Below are 21,166 nucleotides of genomic sequence, written 5' to 3'. Positions count from 1 at the left end.
TGCCTCCAGCCACTCAAATGCCTGCTCGAACGGGTCGCCTTCAACCCGTCAGTCGATCGCCTATGGCTGGTCGGCGACCTGGTCAATCGCGGCCCAGAGTCGCTGGAGACCCTGCGCTTCCTTTATTCGATCCGCCAATCACTGGTGTGCGTGCTGGGCAACCATGACCTGCACCTGCTGGCCGCCTGGCATAACATCGAGCGCCTGAAAAAGAGCGACACCCTGCGCGAGATCCTCGGTGCCCCGGATGCCGCTGAACTGCTCGACTGGCTGCGCCGGCAAAAGCTGCTGCACTACGACGAGCAACGCGGCGTAGTACTGGTGCACGCGGGCATCCCCCCGCAGTGGACCCTGGGCAAAGCCCTGGAGCTGGCGGGCGAAGTGGAGGAAGCGCTGCGCGACGACAACCGCTTCAAGCTCTACCTTGATGGCATGTACGGCAACGAGCCGAACAAGTGGAGCAAGGACCTGAGCGGCGTCACCCGCCTGCGGGTGATCACCAACTATTTCACCCGCATGCGCTTTTGCACCAGCGAAGGCAAGCTCGACCTCAAAGGCAAGGAAGGCGCCGATACTGCCCCGCCCGGGTACAAGCCCTGGTTCGCCCACAAAGGCCGTCGCTCACGGCATGTGAAGATCATTTTCGGCCACTGGGCCGCCCTTGAAGGCCGCTGCAAGGAACCCGGGGTAGTCGCCCTGGACACCGGCTGCGTCTGGGGTGGCGCCATGACCCTGTACAATGTCGACACCGGCGCCATGCATCGTTGCGACTGCACCGACGAAGGTACCCCGAGAGCGCAGCCTGCGCCTGCACAACCGGCTAGAATGAACGACCAGTCCTGAAGGAAACCGTACCCATGAGCGAATTCAAACGCATCCCTCCCGAGCAGGCCCAGGCGCTGCGCGAGCAAGGTGCGGTCGTGGTCGATATTCGCGACCCCCAAGCCTATGCCGCTGGCCACATCACTGGCGCCCGGCATCTGGACAACCATTCGGTGGCGGATTTCATCCGCGCTGCCGACCTCGACGCCCCCACCGTCGTGGTCTGCTATCACGGCAACTCCAGCCAGAGTGCTGCCGCGTATCTGATCAGCCAGGGCTTTTCCGACGTCTACAGCCTCGACGGCGGCTTCGAGCTGTGGCGTGGCACCTACCCGGCAGAAACCGCCCAGGGCAGCACCGAATAATTTTTTTCATCTCCCGCAGCCCGCGTCCTGCGCGGGCTCGCGCCTGACCAGACGAACGGTCATGGCGAACTTCATGTACAACCACCCTTGACCTCCCCGATTACGAACTATCCTTAAGCGCAGGCCATCCAAAAAGGGGAGAGCCGGTACACCGGCGTGCGGGTCATCGGTAGCGAGTTCTAGGTGTTCTGGGGGGTATACAGCAATCGGTAGCGCCGATTGCATGCCAGCATCAGCTGACTGATCCGGCGTCGGCTCCACGTATCGAGCGAGGTGACGTCATGAGTATTTTTAGCCACTTCCAACAACGTTTCGAGTCTACCCGTCAGGAAGAACTTTCGCTGCAAGAGTACCTTGAGCTCTGCAAAAGCGATCGCAGCGCTTATGCCTCGGCGGCCGAACGCCTGTTGATGGCTATCGGCGAACCGGAACTGGTCGACACCTCGAACAACTCAAGGCTGTCGCGCATCTTCTCCAACAAGGTGATCCGCCGCTATCCGGCCTTTGAAGACTTCCATGGCATGGAAGAATGCATCGACCAGATCGTGTCCTATTTCCGCCACGCCGCTCAGGGCCTGGAAGAGAAGAAACAGATCCTGTACCTGCTGGGCCCGGTGGGCGGCGGTAAATCGTCCCTGGCCGAAAAGCTCAAACAACTGATGGAGAAGGTGCCCTTCTATGCCATCAAGGGCTCGCCGGTATTCGAGTCGCCCCTGGGGCTGTTCAACGCCGCGGAAGACGGCGCCATCCTCGAAGAAGACTTCGGCATCCCGCGGCGCTACCTGAACACCATCATGTCGCCCTGGGCGACCAAGCGACTGGCCGAGTTCGGGGGCGACATCAGCCAGTTCAAGGTGGTCAAACTCTACCCGTCGATCCTCAACCAGATCGCCGTGGCCAAGACCGAACCGGGTGACGAGAACAACCAGGATATTTCCGCCCTGGTGGGCAAGGTCGATATCCGCAAACTCGAGGAATACCCACAGAACGACGCCGACGCCTACAGCTACTCGGGCGCGCTGTGCCGGGCCAACCAGGGCCTGATGGAATTCGTCGAGATGTTCAAGGCACCGATCAAAGTCCTGCACCCATTGCTGACGGCCACCCAGGAAGGTAACTACAACAGTACCGAAGGCCTCGGTGCGATCCCCTACTCCGGGATCCTGCTGGCCCACTCCAACGAATCGGAATGGCACAGCTTCCGCAACAACAAGAACAACGAGGCCTTCATCGACCGGATCTACATCGTCAAGGTGCCGTACTGCCTGCGGGTCAGCGACGAGATCAAGATCTACGACAAGCTGCTGTTCAACAGTTCGCTGGCCAAGGCCCATTGCGCGCCTGACACCCTGAAGATGCTCGCCCAGTTCACCGTGCTGTCGCGGCTCAAAGAGCCGGAAAACTCGAACATCTACTCGAAAATGCGCGTGTATGACGGCGAGAACCTCAAGGATACCGATCCCAAGGCCAAGTCGATCCAGGAGTACCGCGACGCGGCCGGGGTGGACGAAGGCATGAACGGCCTGTCGACCCGTTTCGCCTTCAAGATCCTCTCCAAGGTGTTCAACTTCGACCCTCATGAGATCGCCGCCAACCCGGTGCACCTGCTGTATGTGCTGGAACAGCAGATCGAACAGGAACAATTCCCGGCCGAAGTGCGCGAACGCTACCTGCGCTACCTGAAGGAGTACCTGGCACCGCGCTACATCGAGTTCATCGGCAAGGAAATCCAGACCGCTTACCTGGAGTCCTACAGCGAATACGGGCAGAACATCTTCGACCGCTACGTGCTGTACGCCGACTTCTGGATCCAGGACCAGGAGTACCGCGACCCGGAAACCGGCGAGATCCTCAACCGCATCGCCCTCAACGAAGAGCTGGAGAAGATCGAGAAACCGGCCGGTATCAGCAATCCGAAGGACTTCCGCAACGAGATCGTCAACTTCGTGCTGCGCGCCCGGGCCAACAACAACGGCAAGAACCCGACCTGGCTAAGCTACGAAAAGCTGCGGGTGGTGATCGAGAAGAAAATGTTCTCCAACACCGAAGACCTGCTGCCGGTCATCAGCTTCAACGCCAAGGCCAGCAAAGAGGATCAACAAAAACACAACGACTTCGTCACCCGAATGGTGGAACGCGGCTACACAGACAAGCAAGTTCGGCTGCTCTCGGAATGGTACCTGCGGGTCAGAAAATCGCAATAAGCGGCAAGCTGCAAGCTGTCAGCTGCAAGCCGCGCACGGCTGTCAAATGCGTGTCGCGCTTGCAGGTGCAGCGGTGATCCAACTTGAAGCTTGCAGCTACCGCCTACTCCCGGAGGGGCCTATGAGCTATGTGATCGACCGACGCCTGAACGGCAAGAACAAGAGCACGGTCAACCGCCAGCGCTTTTTGCGGCGGTACCGTGAACACATCAAGAAAGCCGTCGAGGAGGCCGTAAGCCGCCGCTCCATTACCGACATGGAACATGGCGAACAGATCAGCATTCCCGGTCGCGACATCGACGAGCCGGTGTTGCACCATGGCCGTGGCGGCAAGCAAACGGTGGTGCACCCGGGTAACAAGGAATTCACTGCCGGCGAGCATATCGCCCGTCCGCAAGGGGGCGGCGGGGGCGGCGGCCGTGGCAAGGCCGGTAACTCCGGCGAAGGCATGGACGAGTTCGTCTTCCAGATCACCCAGGAAGAATTTCTCGAGTTCATGTTCGAGGACCTCGAACTGCCCAACCTGGTCAAACGCCACCTGACCGGCACCGACACTTTCAAGACCGTGCGCGCCGGTATCAGCAACGAAGGCAACCCGTCACGCATCAACATCATCCGCACCCTGCGTTCGGCCCATGCCCGGCGCATCGCCTTGTCCGGCAGCAGCCGGGCGAAATTGCGCGTAGCCCAAGAGGAACTGGCGAGACTCAAGCGAGAAGAACCGGATAACTTCGGCGATATTCAGGAAATAGAAGCAGAAATCGAGCGTCTGAGCGCCCGTATTCACCGCGTGCCGTTTCTCGATACCTTCGACCTCAAGTACAACCTGCTGGTCAAGCAACCCAACCCCAGCTCCAAGGCGGTGATGTTCTGCCTGATGGACGTTTCCGGCTCCATGACCCAGGCCACCAAGGACATCGCCAAGCGCTTCTTCATCCTCCTGTACCTGTTCCTCAAGCGTAATTACGACAAGATCGAGGTGGTGTTCATTCGCCACCACACCAGCGCCCGCGAAGTGGACGAAGAGGAGTTCTTCTATTCCCGGGAAACCGGCGGCACCATCGTATCCAGCGCCTTGAAACTGATGCAGGAGATCATGGCCGAACGCTACCCGGCCAATGAATGGAACATCTACGCCGCCCAGGCCTCGGACGGCGACAACTGGAATGACGACTCGCCGATTTGCCGCGAGATCCTCTCCAATCAGATCATGCCGTTCGTCCAGTACTACACTTACGTTGAAATCACCCCTCGCGAACATCAGGCATTGTGGTACGAGTATGAGCGTATCGGCGAAGCCTTTGTCGATACATTCGCCCAGCAGCAGCTGGTGTCGGCCGGCGATATCTATCCGGTCTTCCGTGAACTCTTCCAGCGCAGGTTAGTGACATGACCGCTAGAGAGCAGAAGCGCCACCCCATTTCTACCGGGTCCGAATGGACGTTCGAACTGATCCAGGCCTATGACCGGGAAATCAGCCGCCTGGCCGAGCGCTATGCCCTGGATACCTACCCCAACCAGATCGAGGTGATCACCGCCGAGCAGATGATGGATGCCTATGCCTCTGTCGGCATGCCGCTGGGGTATCACCACTGGTCCTACGGTAAACACTTCCTCAGCACTGAAAAGTCCTATAGCCGCGGTCAGATGGGCCTGGCCTATGAGATCGTGATCAACTCCGACCCCTGCATCGCCTACCTGATGGAAGAAAATACCATCTGCATGCAGGCGCTGGTGGTCGCCCACGCCTGCTACGGGCACAACAGCTTCTTCAAGGGCAACTACCTGTTCCGCACCTGGACCGACGCCAGTTCGATCATCGACTACCTGGTCTTCGCCAAGCAGTACATCACCCAGTGCGAAGAGCGTCACGGCATCGATGCCGTGGAAGACCTGCTCGACTCCTGCCACGCCCTGATGAACTATGGCGTCGACCGCTATAAACGGCCCTACCCGATTTCTGCCGAAGAGGAGCGGCGCCGGCAGAAAGAACGCGAAGAACACCTGCAGAAACAAATCAACGACCTGTGGCGCACGATTCCCAAGGGTACCGACAAGAACAGTGAACGCGACAACGCGCGCTTCCCAGCCGAACCCCAGGAAAACATCCTCTACTTCATCGAAAAACATGCGCCATTGCTCGAGCCCTGGCAGCGCGAAGTCGTGCGCATCGTGCGCAAGATCGCCCAGTACTTCTACCCGCAGCGCCAGACCCAGGTGATGAACGAAGGCTGGGCGACCTTCTGGCACTACACCCTGATGAACGACCTGTACGACGAAGGCCTGGTGACCGAAGGCTTCATGATGGAGTTCCTGCAGTCGCACACCAGCGTGGTGTTCCAGCCCGGCTTCGACAGCCCTTACTACAGCGGTATCAATCCCTACACCCTGGGCTTTGCCATGTACCGCGACATCCGCCGCATGTGCGAGCACCCCACTGAAGAGGACCGCCGCTGGTTCCCCGAGATCGCCGGCAGCGACTGGCTGTCGACGATCAAGTTCGCCATGAGCAGCTTCAAGGACGAAAGCTTCATCCTCCAGTACCTGTCGCCCACGGTAATCCGCGACCTCAAACTGTTCAGCATTCTCGATGACGACCAGCGCGAGGACCTGCTGGTTCCGGCCATCCACGACGAAAGTGGCTACCGGATCATCCGCGAAACCCTGGCCGCCCAGTACAACCTCGGCAACCGTGAACCCAACGTGCAGATCTGGAGCATCGACCGTCGTGGCGACCGCTCGCTGACCCTGCGCCACCAGCAACACGACCGCAAACCCCTGGGCGACTCCACAGAAGAGGTTTTAAAGCACCTGCACCGCCTCTGGGGCTTCGATATTCACCTGGAGACCCTGCAGGGCGACCAGGTGATGAAAACCCACCACGTGCCGCCCAGAGGCGAACACGGCGAAGCGGACTACGGTCGCCTGGACCTGGCTGTAGTACACCTCTAGCGCGCCCTCCGTTGCTGCCAGACAGGTTATCCTGTGGCATCAACGGAGGTTTTACATGCAGATCTACAAAGTCGGCGGCGCCGTACGCGACCGCCTGCTCGGCAGGCCGGTCAGTGATATCGACTGGGTGGTGGTCGGCGCCACTGCGCAACAGATGCAAGCCCTGGGTTATCGGCCAGTCGGTGCCGATTTCCCGGTGTTCCTGCACCCGAAGAGTGGCGAGGAATATGCCCTGGCACGCACCGAGCGCAAGAGCGGGCGTGGCTACGGCGGTTTCACTTTTCATGCCAGCCCCGAGGTCACCCTTGAGGAAGACCTGATCCGCCGCGACCTGACCATCAATGCCATGGCCGAAGACGACCAGGGCAATGTCTGCGATCCGTACAACGGTCAAAAAGATCTTGAAGCGCGTATTTTACGCCACGTATCACCGGCGTTCGCCGAAGATCCCCTGCGAGTACTGCGCGTCGCCCGCTTTGCTGCGCGCTATGCCAGCCTGGGGTTCAGCGTAGCCGCGGAAACCATCGAACTGATGCGCGAACTCAGCGAGTCCGGCGAGCTGCAGGCGCTGACCGCCGAACGCAGCTGGAAGGAAATTGCCCGCGCGCTGATGGAAGATCAACCACAGGTATTCATCCAGGTTCTGCGTGATTGCGGCGCCCTCAAGCAGTTGATGCCGGAGCTCGATGCCCTGTTCGGCGTGCCGCAGCCCGAGGCCCATCATCCGGAGATCGACAGTGGCATCCACACCCTCTCGGTACTCGAACAAGCCGCCCTGCACCAACAACCCCTGAGCGTGCGCTGGGCCTGTTTGCTGCACGACCTGGGCAAGGGCCTTACCCCGCAAGCGCAATGGCCACGGCACATCGCTCACGAGCAGCGCGGCCTGAAGTTGATCACGGCGGTGAACCAGCGCTTCAAGGCGCCCCGTGAATGCCAGGAGCTGGCGTTGCTGGTAGGCGAGTACCACACCCACTGCCACCGGGCACTGGAGTTACGCGCCTCGACCTTGCTGGAATTGCTGCAGAGCTTCGACGTGTATCGACGGCCACAGCGCTTCGAGGAGTTTATCGCCGCGTGCGAGATGGACGCCCGGGGCCGCAAAGGGCTGGAGCAGCGCGATTACCCACAGGCGGACTATTTGCGCGGTGCGGCAGCGGCAGCGCGGGCGGTGCAGGTGCAGCCGCTGGTGCAGAAAGGGTTGACCGGGCAGGCACTGGGTGAGGCGCTCAAGGGTGAGCGGCTGAAGGCGTTGAAGGCCTACAAGGACGACGCCAAGCGGTAATGCGTGTCGCCTTCATCGCTGGCAAGCCAGCTCCCACAGGGCCTGCCTACACCGGACCTTGTGGGAGCTGGCTTGCCAGCGATGGGGTCAAATCCTGGTTAGTTGTTGCCCACGCCAGTCGAACGGCACCGGCGCCAGCACTTGCTTGATCTGCGCCTCGGCCCACAGTTGCCCCATGGTTTTACCGGCGCCCGGGTGCATCAGCTCAGGCGCGATCAACGCCAGCGGCCACAGCACAAATGCGTTCTTGAGAATCTCCGCCCGCGGCAATACCAGGCCATCAAAACTGCCATGCAGATCGTTGTACATCAGCACATCGATATCCAGCGGCAAGCCCTTGCGCTCAGGGGCATAGCGGCCATTGTCGGCCTCGATGAACTTGAGCCGGCGGTCCAGCTCCATCAGCGGCAGCGTGGTCAGGCCGGTGACCACCAGGTTGAAGAACGGCCCGCTCTTGATGCCCACGGCCTGGCTCTCGAACACCGCCGAACAGTGCATGTCGCTCAGCACGTCGGCCAGGGCATCGAGCCCGGCGGTCAAATGCCGCTCACGCTCGATATTGCTGCCCAGCCCGAGGTAAACCCTGTTCAGAGACATCCGCGCTCGATCTCCACACCCACCCCACTGGCAGCAGGTACTGCACCCGGCTTGGTCAGCTTCAGGTGCAACCAGGGAATCTGGAATTCGCTCATCAACACCGCCGCCAGACGCTCGGCGAAGGTTTCCACCAACTGGAATTCGGACTGTTCGGCAAACGCCTGGATGCGCGCCGAGACACTGGCGTAGTCCAGGGCCAGGGTCAGGTCGTCACCGGCCGCGGCCGGGCGATTGTCCCAGGCAAAACTCAGGTCCAGGCGCAGGCACTGGCGGATTCCGCGCTCCCAGTCGTAGGCACCGATCACGGTATCGACTTCCAGCCCTTCGATGAACACTCTGTCCAAGCACTTTTCTCCACAGCACGACAAGGGCGCGTTGCGCCGTTAGAATCAGGGCGTCCTCGCCCGGAATGGTTAGCATGTTTTGGTTACTGGCGCTGTGCGCCTACCTGCTCGGCTCTCTGTCCTTTGCCATTGTCCTCAGCCGCCTCAATGGCAGCCCGGACCCGCGCATGAGCGGTTCAGGCAATGCCGGTGCAACCAACATGCTGCGCCTGGCCGGCCGCAAACTGGCGGTCCTGACCCTGCTTGGCGACCTGTGCAAGGGCTTGCTGCCGGTGCTGATCGCCAATCTTGCTGGCCTCGACCTGCAGCAACAGGCCTGGATCGGCGTGTGCGCGGTGATTGGCCATCTGTTCCCGGTGTACTTTCGCTTTCGCGGCGGCAAAGGTGTCGCCACCGCCGCCGGCATGCTGCTGGGGCTCTACCCGCCAGCCGCCTTGCTGGCCATCAGCGCCTGGCTGCTGACCTTCTACCTGACCCGCACCAGCTCGCTCGCGGCACTGGTCGCAACGCCTCTGACCCTGCCGCTGTTGGCCTGGCGCGAGCCGGAAGCGCTGCTGCCGATCAGCGTGCTGACGGTGCTGATCGTCTGGCGTCACCGCGGCAATCTACGCGACCTTTTCGCCGGACGCGAACGGCATTTCTGAATCCACTGCATGAGCAACGCTCAGTTTCACAGCGGCGCCAGTTGCTCCATCGGCCAGCGCGCCTGCACGCTGATTGCCAGGCTTTCCTGCTGGCCGGCAGCCAGACGCTGACAGCCGGCGTAGGCAATCATAGCGCCGTTGTCAGTGCAAAATTGCGGACGGGCGTAGTACACATTGCCCTTGAGACCGGCCAGCATGTCCTCCAGCGAGGCGCGCAAGGCCTTGTTGGCGCTGACGCCGCCAGCGATCACCAGGCGCTTGAGGCCGGTCTGCTTGAGGGCACGCTTGCACTTGATGGTCAAAGTCTCCACCACCGCCTGCTGGAAGGCCAGCGATACGTCGCATCGAGTTTGTTCTCCGTCGTCTCCAGCACTCTGGCACTGCTGCCAGGTGTTGAGGGCGAAGGTTTTCAATCCGCTGAAGCTGAAGTCCAGCCCCGGACGATCGGTCATCGGCCGCGGGAAGACAAAGCGCCCGGGCACGCCCTGGGTCGCCAGCCGGGCGATCTCCGGGCCACCCGGGTAAGGCAGGCCGATCAGCTTGGCGGTCTTGTCGAAGGCTTCGCCAGCGGCGTCGTCGAGGGTCTCGCCGAGCAGCTCGTAGCGCCCGATACCATCGACTCGTACCAACTGGGTATGCCCGCCCGATACCAGCAAAGCGACGAACGGGAATTCCGGCGGCTGCTCTTCGAGCATCGGCGCCAGCAGGTGGCCTTCCATGTGGTGCACGCCCAGCGCTGGAATACCCCAGGCAAAAGCCAGGGCCTGGGCACAGGAAGCGCCCACCAGCAGAGCACCGACCAGGCCGGGGCCTGCGGTATAGGCAATGGCGTCGATCTCGGTGGCGACGCAGTCGGCTTCGGCCAGCACCTGGCGGATCAACGGCAGCATGCGCTTGACGTGATCACGCGAGGCCAGCTCCGGCACAACGCCGCCATACACGCGGTGCAGGTCGATCTGACTGAACAATGCATCGGCCAAAAGGCCGCGTTCACTGTCGTATAATGCGACGCCGGTTTCGTCGCAGGATGTTTCCAATCCCAGTACTAGCATGGGTCCGTGCCTTGTTGAGGCTGAATTCGAAGGCGCGCATGATAGTCCCCGCTCCCGACGCCGACCAGCGGTTTTCGATCAGAGGCTTTGCATTCCGGTCGGCTAAGGGTTAACATCCGCAACCCTTAAAAACCGACGTTCTCCAGCGCACATTTTTGCCACGAGTTCGTTGACCCCGGTAATGAATGAAGGTAGCTCTGGATGCCAGCCGTCAAAGTTAAAGAGAATGAACCCTTCGACGTAGCTCTGCGTCGTTTCAAGCGCTCCTGCGAAAAAGCCGGTGTTCTGGCTGAAGTTCGTAGCCGCGAATTTTACGAGAAGCCGACTTCTGAGCGTAAGCGCAAAGCAGCAGCCGCTGTTAAACGTCACGCCAAGAAAGTTCAGCGCGAACAGCGCCGCGCCGTTCGTCTGTACTAATACAGACGTCCGTCGCAAGCTTCTGCCTCGCCCGGCCCAAAGCCGGGCTGCCGGCAGTTGTTGCTTGATCCTTTGGCCTTCGGGCCCAAGGCGTCCTGTTGCCCTGCAGCATGGACAACCTGCCTGAATCGTCAGAACTGGCCGCAACGCCAGCTGTGCACGTCCTTCCTGACGAGCCCTCACCGGCTGCAGACGAGCACGTCTTTCCGTATTTTGTGTTACGCCATTCGACATCGCTCGAACGCGCAGCCGTTCCCGCCGCATTAGCGATTACACTTGCTTATCGCCTGATGATGAGAGTGCCATGGCCGGGCTGATTCCCCAGAGTTTTATCGACGACCTGCTTAACCGTACCGACATCGTCGATGTGGTGAGTTCGCGCGTGCAGCTGAAAAAAGCTGGCAAGAACCTCACGGCCTGCTGCCCGTTCCACAAGGAAAAGACCCCGTCGTTCAGCGTCAGCCCCGACAAACAGTTCTATTACTGCTTTGGCTGTGGCGCGGGCGGCAACGCCCTTGGCTTCATCATGGACCACGACAACCTGGATTTCCCCCAGGCCGTCGAGGAACTCGCCAAGGCCGCCGGCATGGAGGTGCCCCGCGAAGACAGCGGGCGCGGCCACAAGCCCCGGCAACCGGTCGATTCACCGCTGTACCCGCTGCTTGAAGCGGCCGCCGAGTTCTATCGCCAGGCGCTGCGTAGCCACCCGACGCGTAAATCGGCGGTCGATTATCTCAAGGGCCGCGGCCTGTCCGGCGAGATCGCCCGCGACTTTGGCCTCGGTTTCGCCCCGCCTGGCTGGGACAACCTGTTCAAGCACCTGAGCAGCGATACCCTGCAACAAAAAGCCATGATCGACGCCGGCCTGCTGATCGAGAACGCCGAGTCCGGCAAGCGTTACGACCGCTTCCGCGACCGAGTGATGTTTCCGATCCGCGACAGCCGTGGCCGGGTCATCGCCTTCGGCGGCCGGGTGCTGGGCGACGACAAGCCCAAGTACCTCAACTCCCCGGAAACCCCGGTGTTCCACAAGGGCCAGGAGCTGTACGGGCTGTACGAGGCACGTAAATTCAACCGCAACCTCGATGAAATCATCGTGGTCGAAGGCTACATGGACGTCATCGCCCTTGCGCAACAAGGCCTGCGCAACGCGGTGGCGACCCTGGGTACGGCCACCAGCGAAGAGCACCTCAAGCGCCTGTTTCGCGTCGTGCCCAGCGTGCTGTTCTGTTTCGACGGCGACCAGGCTGGCCGCAACGCCGCCTGGCGCGCCCTGGAAGCAACACTTTCGAGCCTGCAGGACGGGCGCAAGGCGCGCTTTCTGTTTTTGCCCGAAGGCGAAGACCCGGACACCCTGGTACGCGCCGAAGGCACCGACGCTTTCCGCGCCCGAATCAACCAGCATGCTCAACCGCTGGCCGATTACTTTTTCCAGCAACTGACCGAAGAAGCCGACCCACGCTCGCTCGAGGGCAAGGCGCACATGGCCACCCTCGCTGCACCGTTGATCGAAAAAGTGCCCGGGGCCAACCTGCGCGCACTGATGCGCAATCGCCTCAAGGAAATCACCGGGCTGGACAACCAGCAGGTCGAACAACTGGCGCACTCCGCGCCGGTCGAAGCACCGCCCAGCTATGACCCGGGCATCGATTACGATGCCATTCCCGACTACACGCCGGACTACGGCGATTTTCACCAGCCCGAGTACACACCACCGCAACAGCAGTGGGCACCGAACAAGGGCGGCAAGAAAAAATGGGAAGGCAAGCCCTGGGACAAGAAGGGCAAACCCTGGGAGCGCAACGGCCAGCGCCAGGATGCCCCGCCACGGGTGCCGACCTCGGTAGAACCGCCGACCTTGAGCGCCTTGCGCACCCTCCTGCACCACCCGCAACTGGCGAAAAAGGTCGAGGACGCCAGCCAGCTGGCGGCCGAGGAACACGTCTACGCCCAGTTGCTGGTGGCCCTGCTGGAGGCGTTGCAAAAGAATCCTGAGCTACGCTCACTACAGCTGATCGCCCGCTGGCACGGCACCGAACAAGGCCGCTTGCTCAGGGCCTTGGCAGAAAAGGAATGGCTGATCGATGCCGACAACCTTGAACAACAGTTTTTCGACACTATAACTAGCTTGTCCGCTCGCCAACGCGAGCGCAGCCTGGAACATCTGCTCAGGAAAGCACGTCAAAGTGACTTGAGCGCAGAGGAAAAAAATCAGCTGCGTGACCTGTTAAGCCGTAATGTTCCCGCACAAACCCCGACCTCAACTGGCGCGTGAGGTCCTAGCTCGGGTATAATCCTCGGCTTGTTTTTTGCCCGCCAAGACCTTCAGTGGATAGGGTGTTATGTCCGGAAAAGCGCAACAGCAGTCTCGCATCAAAGAGTTGATCACCCGCGGTCGTGAGCAGGGCTACCTGACTTACGCGGAGGTCAACGACCACCTGCCAGAGGATATTTCAGATCCGGAGCAGGTGGAAGACATCATCCGCATGATCAACGACATGGGGATCAACGTATTCGAGAGTGCTCCGGATGCGGATGCCCTTTTGTTGGCCGAAGCCGACACCGACGAAGCCGCAGCTGAAGAAGCCGCCGCAGCGTTGGCGGCTGTGGAAACCGATATTGGTCGCACGACTGACCCGGTGCGCATGTACATGCGTGAAATGGGTACCGTCGAGCTTCTGACCCGCGAAGGCGAAATCGAAATCGCCAAGCGGATCGAAGAAGGTATTCGCGAAGTCATGGGTGCTATCGCCCACTTCCCGGGTACTGTCGAGCACATCCTCTCCGAGTACGATCGCGTCACCACCGAAGGTGGCCGCCTGTCCGACGTTCTCAGCGGCTACATCGACCCGGACGACGGCATTGCGCCGCCGGCCGAAGTACCGCCGCCGATCGACCCGAAAGCACCGGCCAAGGCCGAAGCTGACGACGAAGACGAAGAGAAGGAAGGTGACGAGGAAGAGGAAGAGACCGAAAGCGGTCCCGACCCGGAAGTCGCTCGTCAGCGCTTCGGTGCCGTTCAGGATCAACTGAACGCCACCCTCAAGGTTCTGAAGAAGAACGGCCGCAGCCACAAGGACAGCCTCAAGGCGATGCTCGATCTGGCTGAGCTGTTCATGCCGATCAAGCTGGTGCCCAAGCAGTTCGAAGCCCTGGTTGAGCGCGTTCGTAGTGCCCTGGACCGTCTGCGTCAGCAAGAGCGCGCCATCATGCAACTGTGCGTCCGTGACGCGCGCATGCCACGTGCCGATTTCCTGCGCCTGTTCCCGAGCAACGAAATCGACCAGACCTGGGCCAGCGACCTGGCCAAGCGCAGCACCAAATGGGCAACCGCCCTGGGTGAGAAGAGCGACGCCATCGTGGCCTGCCAGCAGAAGCTGATCGACCTCGAAAGCGAAACCGGCCTGACCATCGCCGAGATCAAGGACATCAACCGTCGCATGTCGATCGGTGAAGCCAAGGCTCGTCGTGCCAAGAAAGAAATGGTCGAGGCCAACCTGCGTCTGGTTATCTCGATCGCCAAGAAGTACACCAACCGCGGTCTGCAGTTCCTCGACCTGATCCAGGAAGGCAACATCGGCCTGATGAAGGCGGTGGACAAGTTCGAATACCGTCGTGGTTACAAGTTCTCGACCTATGCCACCTGGTGGATCCGCCAGGCGATCACCCGTTCGATCGCCGACCAGGCCCGCACCATCCGTATTCCGGTGCACATGATCGAGACGATCAACAAGCTCAACCGTATTTCCCGGCAGATGTTGCAGGAAATGGGTCGCGAACCGACCCCGGAAGAGCTGGGTGAGCGCATGGAAATGCCAGAGGACAAGATCCGCAAGGTATTGAAGATCGCCAAAGAGCCGATCTCCATGGAAACCCCGATCGGTGACGACGAAGATTCGCATCTGGGGGACTTCATCGAAGACTCCACCATGCAGTCGCCAATCGATGTGGCCACGGTCGAAAGCCTCAAGGAAGCGACCCGTGACGTGCTCTCCGGTCTGACCGCACGCGAAGCCAAGGTGCTGCGCATGCGTTTCGGTATCGATATGAACACCGATCACACCCTCGAAGAAGTCGGTAAACAGTTCGATGTGACCCGTGAGCGGATCCGTCAAATTGAAGCCAAGGCGCTGCGCAAGCTGCGCCACCCGACGCGAAGCGAGCATCTGCGCTCCTTCCTCGACGAGTGACGACAAACCCCGGCCCAGGCCGGGGTTTTTCTTTTCCGGCGAACGGTGCTTTTAAGCCTTTGCCCACTACCCCGCCACTTGAATGCCCGTCTACACTCGAATCAATCCACCTGTGTGACGAGGCCGTTATGCCCCGAATGCCGGCCCTTCTGTTGGCCCTCCTGCTTGTCTGGAGTGCAACGGCCGGCGCCCTGACCCTGACTGACGAAGAACAAGCCTGGCTCAGCGCGCATCCGCAGCTGCGCCTGGGCGTCGATGCATCCTGGCCACCATTCGAATACCGGGACCAGGATGGTCGCTACCAGGGATTGGCCGCCGACTACATTGCCCTGATCCAGGATCGCCTGAATGTGCAGTTCAAGCCGATCGAACCGATCAGTTGGACCGCTGTACTCGAGCAGGCACGCAAGAACAACCTCGACCTGTTGCCAGGCATCATGTCGACACCGGAGCGCCAGAGCTATCTGGCCTTCACCCGCCCCTACCTGGATTTCCCGATCGTCATCCTCGCCCATGACGGCGGCCCGCAACCGCGCACCATCAAGGACCTGTACGGCCTGAAAATCGCCGTGGTGGAGAACTACGCGCCCCATGAACTGCTGCGTACCCATCACCCGGACCTCAACCTGGTAGCCCTGCCCAATGTCAGCTCGGCGCTGCAGGCCCTGGCCACCGACGAGGTGGATGCAGTGGTTGGCGACCTCGCCTCGAGCATCTGGAGCCTGCGCCAGCTCAAGCTCGAAGGCCTGTACGTCAGCGGCGAAACGCCCTACCGCTATCAGCTGGCCATGGCCGTGCCGCGGGAGCAGAAAATCCTGGTCAGCATCCTCGACAAAGTCATGGCCGACATGAGCCCCAACGAAATCAGCAACATCCAGGAGCGCTGGGTCGGCAAGGTGCTCGATCACCGCACGCTCTGGTACGACCTGCTGATCTACGGCCTGCCTGCCTTGCTGCTGTTGATCGCGGTCCTGGCGGCCGTGATCCGCGTCAACCGGCGCCTGAGTTCGGAGATTTCCCGGCGCATTGCCCTGGAACAGGAACTGCGCAGCAGCGAGTACCACTACCGCGGCCTGATCGAGAGCCTGTCAGCCATTGCCTGGGAAGCCGACGCCAACGATTTCACCTACAGCTACGTTTCGCCCCACGCCGAAGGCCTGCTCGGCTACCCCTTGAGCCAATGGCTGCGTCCGGGCTTCTGGCGCAGCATCATTCACCCTGACGACGCACTTTGGGCCCAGGCCTTCTGCGACAGCGAAACCGCTGCCGGGCGCGATCACAGCCTGGACTACCGGGTGATCCGCGCCGACGGCCGCAGCCTGTGGGTGCGCGATATCGTCAGCCTGATCGAACACGGGCACAAGCCGGTGATGCGCGGGTTGATGATCGACATCAGCGAAACCAAGAACGCCGAAGAAGCCCTGCGCCTGTCCGAACAAAAGTTCGCCTCGGTGTTCCAGCAATGTCCGGACATCCTGGTTATCGCCCGCATGAGCGACGGCTGCCTGCTGGAGGTCAACGAAGCCTTCGAAGAGCAGATTGGCCTGAGCCCGGCGCAGGTGCTGGGCCGCACCGCGACCGAACTGAACATCTGGGGCATCGACGGCATCGGCCCCGACCTGCTCAAACGCTTGCAGGCAGGCAGCATCCGCAACCTGGAAATGCTCTTCCGGCGCAGCAACGGCCAGGTGTTCACCGGCTTGACCTCCGCCGAAACCTTCCAGCTCGACAGCACGCCGGCACTGGTCGTGGCGGTTAGGGACATCAGTCAGCTAAAGGAAACCCAGGAACAGCTGCAAACCTCCGAAGAGAAGTTCGCCAAAGCCTTCCACGCCTCTCCTGACGGCCTGCTGCTGTCACGCCAGAGCGACGGCCTGCTGATCGAGGTGAACGAAGGCTTCTGCCGACTGACCGGCTACGACACCCATATGTCGCTGGACCACACGTCGCTGGACCTGGGTATCTGGGTCGACCTCAACGAGCGCCGCCGCCTGTTGGACATGCTCCAGCGCGATGGTTTCGTACGTGATTTCAGCTGTCATATCCGCCGCAGCGACGGTCAAATCCGCCTGTGCGAGCTATCCGCCAGGCCATTACCGATCGCCGGCGTTGACTGCATGCTGACCATCGCCCGCGACATCACCGAGCGCCACCTGATGCAGGAAAAACTGCAACTGGCCGCCACGGTGTTCGAGAACACCGCCGAAGGGGTACTGATCACCGATACCGACCAACGCATCAGCGCCGTCAACCGCGCCTTCAGCGAAATCACCGGCTACAGCGAGTTCGAAGCCCTGGGCCAGACCCCGCGCCTGCTGGCCTCCGGTCAGCACGACAGTGCCTTCTACGTGGCCATGTGGCACCAGTTGACTGCCGAGGGCCATTGGCAAGGCGAAATCCATAACCGGCGCAAGAACGGCGAGGTCTACCCCAGCTGGCTGACCATCAGCGCGGTGCGCAGCAGCGAACGCGGCATCACCCACTTTGTCGCGGTGTTCGCCGACATCTCCAGCCTCAAGCACGCGCAAGCCAAGCTCGATTACCAGGCCCATCACGATCCGCTCACCGGCTTGCCCAACCGCACTCTGTTCGAAAGCCGTCTGCAGGCTGCACTCAACTGCGCCCAAGCCTCGCAGCGCCAAGGCGCAGTGCTGTTTCTCGACCTCGATCGTTTCAAGCACATCAATGACAGCCTCGGCCATCCGGTGGGTGATCTGCTACTCAAAGCCATCGCCCAGCGACTCAAGGATCAGGTGCGCGATATCGACACCGTGGCGCGCCTGGGTGGCGACGAGTTCATCATCCTCCTGCCCGGCCTGCACCAGCCCAGTGATGCCGGGCACATCGCGCACAAGCTGCTGGCCTGCTTCGGCGCGCCGTTCCAGGCCGGCGAGCACGAGTTCTTCACCAGCGCCAGCATCGGCACCAGCCTGTATCCACAGGACGGCACCGACGTCGCCTCACTGATCCGCAACGCCGACGCCGCCATGTACCGCTCCAAGGCCAAAGGCCGCAACCGGGTCGAGTCCTACACCCGCGACCTCACCGCCCAGGCCAGCGAACGCATCGCCCTGGAGCACGAGCTGCGCCGGGCTATCGAGCGCAATGAGCTGAGCCTGTGCTACCAGCCCAAGTTCAGCCTGAAAACCCAGAGCCTGGTAGGCGCCGAAGCGCTGATCCGCTGGACCCACCCAAGCTTCGGCGACGTTCCACCGGAACATTTCATCCCTCTGGCCGAAGAAAACGGCATGATCCTGCAACTGGGTGACTGGGTGCTGGAACAGGCCTGCCAGCAAATGCAGGCATGGAAGCACGACTACCTGGCGTTCGGCCCGCTATCGGTCAACCTGGCCGGCGCCCAACTGCGCCAGCCAAGCCTGGTCAAGCGCATCGAACAGTTGCTCAAGACCCACCAGCTCAAGGCTGGCGACCTGCAACTGGAGATCACCGAGAACTTCATCATGAGCCAGGCCGAAGAAGCCCTGGCCATCCTCCACCAGCTCAAGCAGTTGGGCGTGCAACTGGCGATCGATGACTTCGGCACCGGCTACTCGTCACTGAGCTACCTCAAACGCCTGCCGCTGGATATCCTCAAGATCGACCAGTCGTTCATCCGCGGCCTGCCGGACGATCCCCACGACGCCGCCATCGCCCGCGCGATCATTGCCCTGGGGCGCAGTATGCAACTGACCATAATTGCCGAAGGGGTGGAAAGCCAGGCCCAGCAGCAGTTCCTGGCAGCCGAAGGGTGCGAGCAGATCCAGGGCTACATCGTCAGCCTGCCGCTGCCAGCCGGGGAATTTGCCGCGACATTCCTTCGCATAGCACTTTCGGATCTTTCGGATAGCACAGCCTGGAAACCCTCGTTATAATCCGCGTCCACTGGGGCCTATAGCTCAGTTGGTTAGAGCAGGGGACTCATAATCCCTTGGTCGCAGGTTCGAGTCCTGCTGGGCCCACCAAACAAAAAACCGCGCATTGCGCGGTTTTTTTGTTTCCACAGTCAGCCGCGCAGTTCAGCAGCCCACACCCCGGGCGTCTTGCCGTAATGGCGCTGAAACAAGGCAATAAACGCCGACACCGAGTCGTAGCCCAACTCGTTGGCCAGCGCCGTGACACTCATGCCCTGGGCCAGCAGCGGCAACGCCGCAAGCAGGCGCAGGCGCTGTCGCCATTCCCTGAACGACAACTGCGTCTGCGCCTGGAACAATCGCACCAGGGTACGCCGTGAAGCCCCTACCTGCTGCGCCCAGTCCTCAATGCTGCGGTTATCCGCAGGGGTGGCCTGCAAGGCTTCGGTGATCCGCCGCAAGCGCGGGTCGCTGGGCAGTGGCAGGCCAAATGGCGCCTCGGGCAGCTCGCGCAACTCATCGACCAACACCTGCAGCAGCCGCGCCTGGGCCCCTTGTGCGGGATATTCCGGTGCAAAGCGGCTGGCCTTGGCGATCAGCTCGCGCACCAGCGGCGTGACCTGCAGCACGCCACAGGGGCGCTGGTAACCATTGAGCAGCGAGTCGTCCAGGTACAGCCCGCGAAACTCGATGGCCTGGTCGCTATAGGCGGTGTGCTCGACGCCAGCCGGTATCCATAACGCACATTGCGGCGGCAACAGGTAACTGTGGTGTTCGGTCAGTACCTGCATGATGCCGGCACTGGCATAGGTGAACTGCACCCAGGGATGACTGTGCATCTGCACCCGATGGCCCGCCGGAATAGCAAACATGCGCCGGTACACCGGGCCCGGCAGTTGCTGAAAGTCCGGCAGCGGCGGCACTTCGCTAGCTTGTCTCATTGACAGCATCGTCTGTCTCCTTTGCTCAAGTGAGCCGACAAGGACCGATGTTAGCCTGCGCCCGGCTTCGTTGAACAACCCAAGGAGAGACCGATGAGCAGCCATGTACGTGAAAACCGTTTGAGCGTGCCCGCCATTCAGCAGCGCAAGGGGGCTGGCAATCTGGTGGTGCTAACGGCGTACAGCATGCCGATGGCACGCTGGGTGGATGCCGAGGCCGATGTGATCATTGTCGGCGACTCGCTTGGTATGGTGCTGTATGGCATGCCCAGCACCCTGGGGGTCACCCTGGAGATGATGATTGCCCATGGCCAGGCGGTGATGCGTGGGGCCCAGCGCGCCTGTGTGGTTATCGATCTGCCGTTTGGCAGCTATCAGGCTTCGCCTGAACAGGCGTTCCTCAGTGCCGCCCGACTGCTGCGCGAAACCGGCGCCCAGGGCGTCAAGCTTGAAGGCGGTGAAGAGTTGGCCGAGACCGTAGCGTTTCTCACCCGCCGCGGTATTCCGGTAATGGCCCATGTCGGTCTGATGCCGCAACAAGTCAACAGCCTCGGCGGTTTCAAGGCCCAGGGCCGGGATGATCAGAGCGCCGCCAAGGTGCGTCAGGATGCCCTGGCCATGCAGGGCGCAGGCGCTTTCTCGGTCGTACTGGAAGGCATCGCCGAACCTCTGGCCCGGCGTCTGAGCGAGGAGTTGGCGATCCCCACCATCGGTATCGGCGCGTCGCCAGCCTGCGATGGTCAGGTGCTGGTCACCGAGGATTTGCTGGGGCTGTTCGGTGAATACCAGCCACGCTTCGTCAAACGTTTCGCCGACCTGCAGCCACAGATTGCCCAAGCCCTGGCCGCCTATGCCCGGGAAGTGCGCGACGGCAGCTTTCCCCAGGCCGAACACTGCTTCAAGGCGCGCTGAGCACAGACGCCTTGCCCAAGGGTGAGGGCAATGGATAGGCTATCGCGCTTATTCCATGAGCCGCAAAATGCGGCTCTTGCCAGAGAGTGCCCATGTCCGACAGCCGCCCCGTCGCCCTCGACGAAATCGATCGCCAGCTGATCTCGCTGCTGCAGATCAACGCCCGTGAAAGCGTCGCCACGCTCGCCCGGCAACTGGGCATCGCGCGCACCACGGTGACCTCGCGCCTGGCCCGCCTGGAAAAGACCAAGGTCATCAGCGGCTATGGCGTGCGCCTGGGCCAGCGCCTGATCGATGGTGGCCTGCAGGCTTATGTCGGCATCAAGGTGCAACCGCGCTCGGGCAAGGACGTGGTGCGGCGCCTGAGCGCCATGGGCCAGGTACAGCAATTGTGCGCGGTCAGCGGCGAATTCGATTACGTCGCCTGGCTGCGCAGCGACTCGCCCGAGCAACTCGACCAGTTGCTCGATCAGATCGGCAGCGTTGATGGGGTGGAAAAGACCACTACCTCGATCATCCTCAGCAGCAAGGTGGATCGCGGGCAGCCGGTTTGACACACCAGGCAATCATCCCCCCGGATGATCAGTTGC

At 61.4% G+C, this 21,166-nt stretch carries 17 protein-coding genes and 1 tRNA gene; 14 read left to right on the top strand and 4 right to left on the bottom strand.

The features are described from left to right. The 6 genes from UW3_RS0106250 to UW3_RS0106225 form a co-directional block, all read left to right on the top strand. Positions 1-843, top strand: an 843-nt coding sequence (locus UW3_RS0106250) for a symmetrical bis(5'-nucleosyl)-tetraphosphatase (protein ID WP_010221443.1), incomplete at its 5' end; no start/stop codon positions are given. A gap of 14 nt (positions 844-857) precedes the next feature. After that, positions 858-1,187, top strand: a complete 330-nt coding sequence (glpE, locus tag UW3_RS0106245; protein ID WP_010221442.1) for a thiosulfate sulfurtransferase GlpE — start codon at positions 858-860, stop codon at positions 1,185-1,187. A 281-nt stretch (positions 1,188-1,468) separates the two neighbouring features. Then, positions 1,469-3,391 (top strand): PrkA family serine protein kinase, encoded by a 1,923-nt coding sequence (locus UW3_RS0106240; RefSeq protein WP_010221441.1) that lies wholly within the window; start codon positions 1,469-1,471, stop codon positions 3,389-3,391. A 121-nt stretch (positions 3,392-3,512) separates the two neighbouring features. Continuing rightward, positions 3,513-4,784, top strand: a complete 1,272-nt coding sequence (locus UW3_RS0106235) for a YeaH/YhbH family protein (RefSeq protein ID WP_010221440.1) — start codon at positions 3,513-3,515, stop codon at positions 4,782-4,784. Further along, a complete protein-coding gene (locus UW3_RS0106230) occupies positions 4,781-6,343 on the top strand; it encodes a SpoVR family protein (protein ID WP_010221439.1) in 1,563 nt (520 codons plus the stop codon). The genes UW3_RS0106235 and UW3_RS0106230 overlap by 4 nt, the downstream gene beginning before the upstream one ends. Positions 6,344-6,398: 55 nt before the next feature. After that, complete coding sequence (locus UW3_RS0106225) at positions 6,399-7,628, top strand: multifunctional CCA addition/repair protein (protein ID WP_010221438.1); 1,230 nt, start codon at positions 6,399-6,401, stop codon at positions 7,626-7,628. 87 nt (positions 7,629-7,715) lie between these two features. Here UW3_RS0106225 and folK read toward each other — a convergent pair whose 3' ends face one another. Together folK and folB are read right to left on the bottom strand one after the other, a co-directional pair. Next, on the bottom strand, positions 7,716-8,225 hold the full coding sequence (gene folK, locus UW3_RS0106220; RefSeq protein WP_010221437.1) for a 2-amino-4-hydroxy-6-hydroxymethyldihydropteridine diphosphokinase: 510 nt from the start codon (positions 8,223-8,225) through the stop codon (positions 7,716-7,718). Continuing rightward, entirely contained in the window at positions 8,216-8,569 is a 354-nt protein-coding gene (gene folB / locus UW3_RS0106215; RefSeq protein WP_010221436.1) for a dihydroneopterin aldolase, read from the bottom strand. Before folB ends, folK begins: the two co-directional genes overlap by 10 nt. A 74-nt stretch (positions 8,570-8,643) precedes the next feature. Between folB and plsY the strand changes: the two genes are divergently transcribed. Further along, positions 8,644-9,213: a glycerol-3-phosphate 1-O-acyltransferase PlsY gene (plsY, locus tag UW3_RS0106210; protein WP_010221435.1), complete on the top strand. Its 570-nt coding sequence runs from the start codon at positions 8,644-8,646 to the stop codon at positions 9,211-9,213. A 26-nt stretch (positions 9,214-9,239) separates the two neighbouring features. Here the strand turns inward: plsY and tsaD are convergent, their stop codons facing one another. Continuing rightward, positions 9,240-10,265: a tRNA (adenosine(37)-N6)-threonylcarbamoyltransferase complex transferase subunit TsaD gene (gene tsaD / locus UW3_RS0106205; RefSeq protein ID WP_010221434.1), complete on the bottom strand. Its 1,026-nt coding sequence runs from the start codon at positions 10,263-10,265 to the stop codon at positions 9,240-9,242. Between the two features lie 201 nt (positions 10,266-10,466). Between tsaD and rpsU the strand changes: the two genes are divergently transcribed. From rpsU to UW3_RS0106180, 5 genes are all read left to right on the top strand, one after another. Further along, positions 10,467-10,682 (top strand): 30S ribosomal protein S21, encoded by a 216-nt coding sequence (rpsU, locus tag UW3_RS28095; protein ID WP_002551877.1) that lies wholly within the window; start codon positions 10,467-10,469, stop codon positions 10,680-10,682. Between the two features lie 304 nt (positions 10,683-10,986). Next, a complete protein-coding gene (gene dnaG, locus UW3_RS0106195) occupies positions 10,987-12,957 on the top strand; it encodes a DNA primase (RefSeq protein WP_010221433.1) in 1,971 nt (656 codons plus the stop codon). A 67-nt stretch (positions 12,958-13,024) separates the two neighbouring features. Continuing rightward, positions 13,025-14,872: an RNA polymerase sigma factor RpoD gene (rpoD, locus tag UW3_RS0106190; RefSeq protein WP_010221432.1), complete on the top strand. Its 1,848-nt coding sequence runs from the start codon at positions 13,025-13,027 to the stop codon at positions 14,870-14,872. A gap of 128 nt (positions 14,873-15,000) precedes the next feature. Next, positions 15,001-18,744 (top strand): EAL domain-containing protein, encoded by a 3,744-nt coding sequence (locus UW3_RS0106185; protein ID WP_026001210.1) that lies wholly within the window; start codon positions 15,001-15,003, stop codon positions 18,742-18,744. A gap of 13 nt (positions 18,745-18,757) precedes the next feature. After that, a tRNA-Ile gene (locus UW3_RS0106180) sits at positions 18,758-18,834 on the top strand. Positions 18,835-18,875: 41 nt separating this feature from the next. Here the strand turns inward: UW3_RS0106180 and UW3_RS0106175 are convergent. Beyond that, positions 18,876-19,664: an AraC family transcriptional regulator gene (locus UW3_RS0106175; protein WP_026001209.1), complete on the bottom strand. Its 789-nt coding sequence runs from the start codon at positions 19,662-19,664 to the stop codon at positions 18,876-18,878. 93 nt (positions 19,665-19,757) lie between these two features. On the opposite strand from UW3_RS0106175, the gene panB reads away from it, so the two are divergent. Together panB and UW3_RS0106165 are read left to right on the top strand one after the other, a co-directional pair. Beyond that, a complete protein-coding gene (gene panB, locus UW3_RS0106170) occupies positions 19,758-20,576 on the top strand; it encodes a 3-methyl-2-oxobutanoate hydroxymethyltransferase (RefSeq protein ID WP_010221429.1) in 819 nt (272 codons plus the stop codon). A 92-nt stretch (positions 20,577-20,668) separates the two neighbouring features. Next, on the top strand, positions 20,669-21,130 hold the full coding sequence (locus UW3_RS0106165; RefSeq protein ID WP_010221428.1) for an Lrp/AsnC family transcriptional regulator: 462 nt from the start codon (positions 20,669-20,671) through the stop codon (positions 21,128-21,130). The last annotated feature ends 36 nt before the right edge of the window (positions 21,131-21,166 follow it).

The sequence above is a fragment of the Pseudomonas donghuensis genome (genome assembly GCF_000259195.1).
Classification (GTDB): Bacteria; Pseudomonadota; Gammaproteobacteria; order Pseudomonadales; family Pseudomonadaceae; genus Aquipseudomonas; species Aquipseudomonas donghuensis.
Note: the sequence above shows the minus strand (reverse complement) of the source record. Positions and strands in the feature narration are given on the sequence as shown.

Coding starts and splice junctions, on each gene's coding strand:
- glpE (WP_010221442.1), top strand. CDS start 858: ATGAGCGAATTCAAACGCATCCCTCCCGAGCAGGCCCAGGCGCTGCGC.
- UW3_RS0106240 (WP_010221441.1), top strand. CDS start 1,469: ATGAGTATTTTTAGCCACTTCCAACAACGTTTCGAGTCTACCCGTCAG.
- UW3_RS0106235 (WP_010221440.1), top strand. CDS start 3,513: ATGAGCTATGTGATCGACCGACGCCTGAACGGCAAGAACAAGAGCACG.
- UW3_RS0106230 (WP_010221439.1), top strand. CDS start 4,781: ATGACCGCTAGAGAGCAGAAGCGCCACCCCATTTCTACCGGGTCCGAA.
- UW3_RS0106225 (WP_010221438.1), top strand. CDS start 6,399: ATGCAGATCTACAAAGTCGGCGGCGCCGTACGCGACCGCCTGCTCGGC.
- folK (WP_010221437.1), bottom strand. CDS start 8,225: ATGTCTCTGAACAGGGTTTACCTCGGGCTGGGCAGCAATATCGAGCGT.
- plsY (WP_010221435.1), top strand. CDS start 8,644: ATGTTTTGGTTACTGGCGCTGTGCGCCTACCTGCTCGGCTCTCTGTCC.
- tsaD (WP_010221434.1), bottom strand. CDS start 10,265: ATGCTAGTACTGGGATTGGAAACATCCTGCGACGAAACCGGCGTCGCA.
- rpsU (WP_002551877.1), top strand. CDS start 10,467: ATGCCAGCCGTCAAAGTTAAAGAGAATGAACCCTTCGACGTAGCTCTG.
- dnaG (WP_010221433.1), top strand. CDS start 10,987: ATGGCCGGGCTGATTCCCCAGAGTTTTATCGACGACCTGCTTAACCGT.
- rpoD (WP_010221432.1), top strand. CDS start 13,025: ATGTCCGGAAAAGCGCAACAGCAGTCTCGCATCAAAGAGTTGATCACC.
- UW3_RS0106185 (WP_026001210.1), top strand. CDS start 15,001: ATGCCCCGAATGCCGGCCCTTCTGTTGGCCCTCCTGCTTGTCTGGAGT.
- UW3_RS0106175 (WP_026001209.1), bottom strand. CDS start 19,664: ATGAGACAAGCTAGCGAAGTGCCGCCGCTGCCGGACTTTCAGCAACTG.
- panB (WP_010221429.1), top strand. CDS start 19,758: ATGAGCAGCCATGTACGTGAAAACCGTTTGAGCGTGCCCGCCATTCAG.
- UW3_RS0106165 (WP_010221428.1), top strand. CDS start 20,669: ATGTCCGACAGCCGCCCCGTCGCCCTCGACGAAATCGATCGCCAGCTG.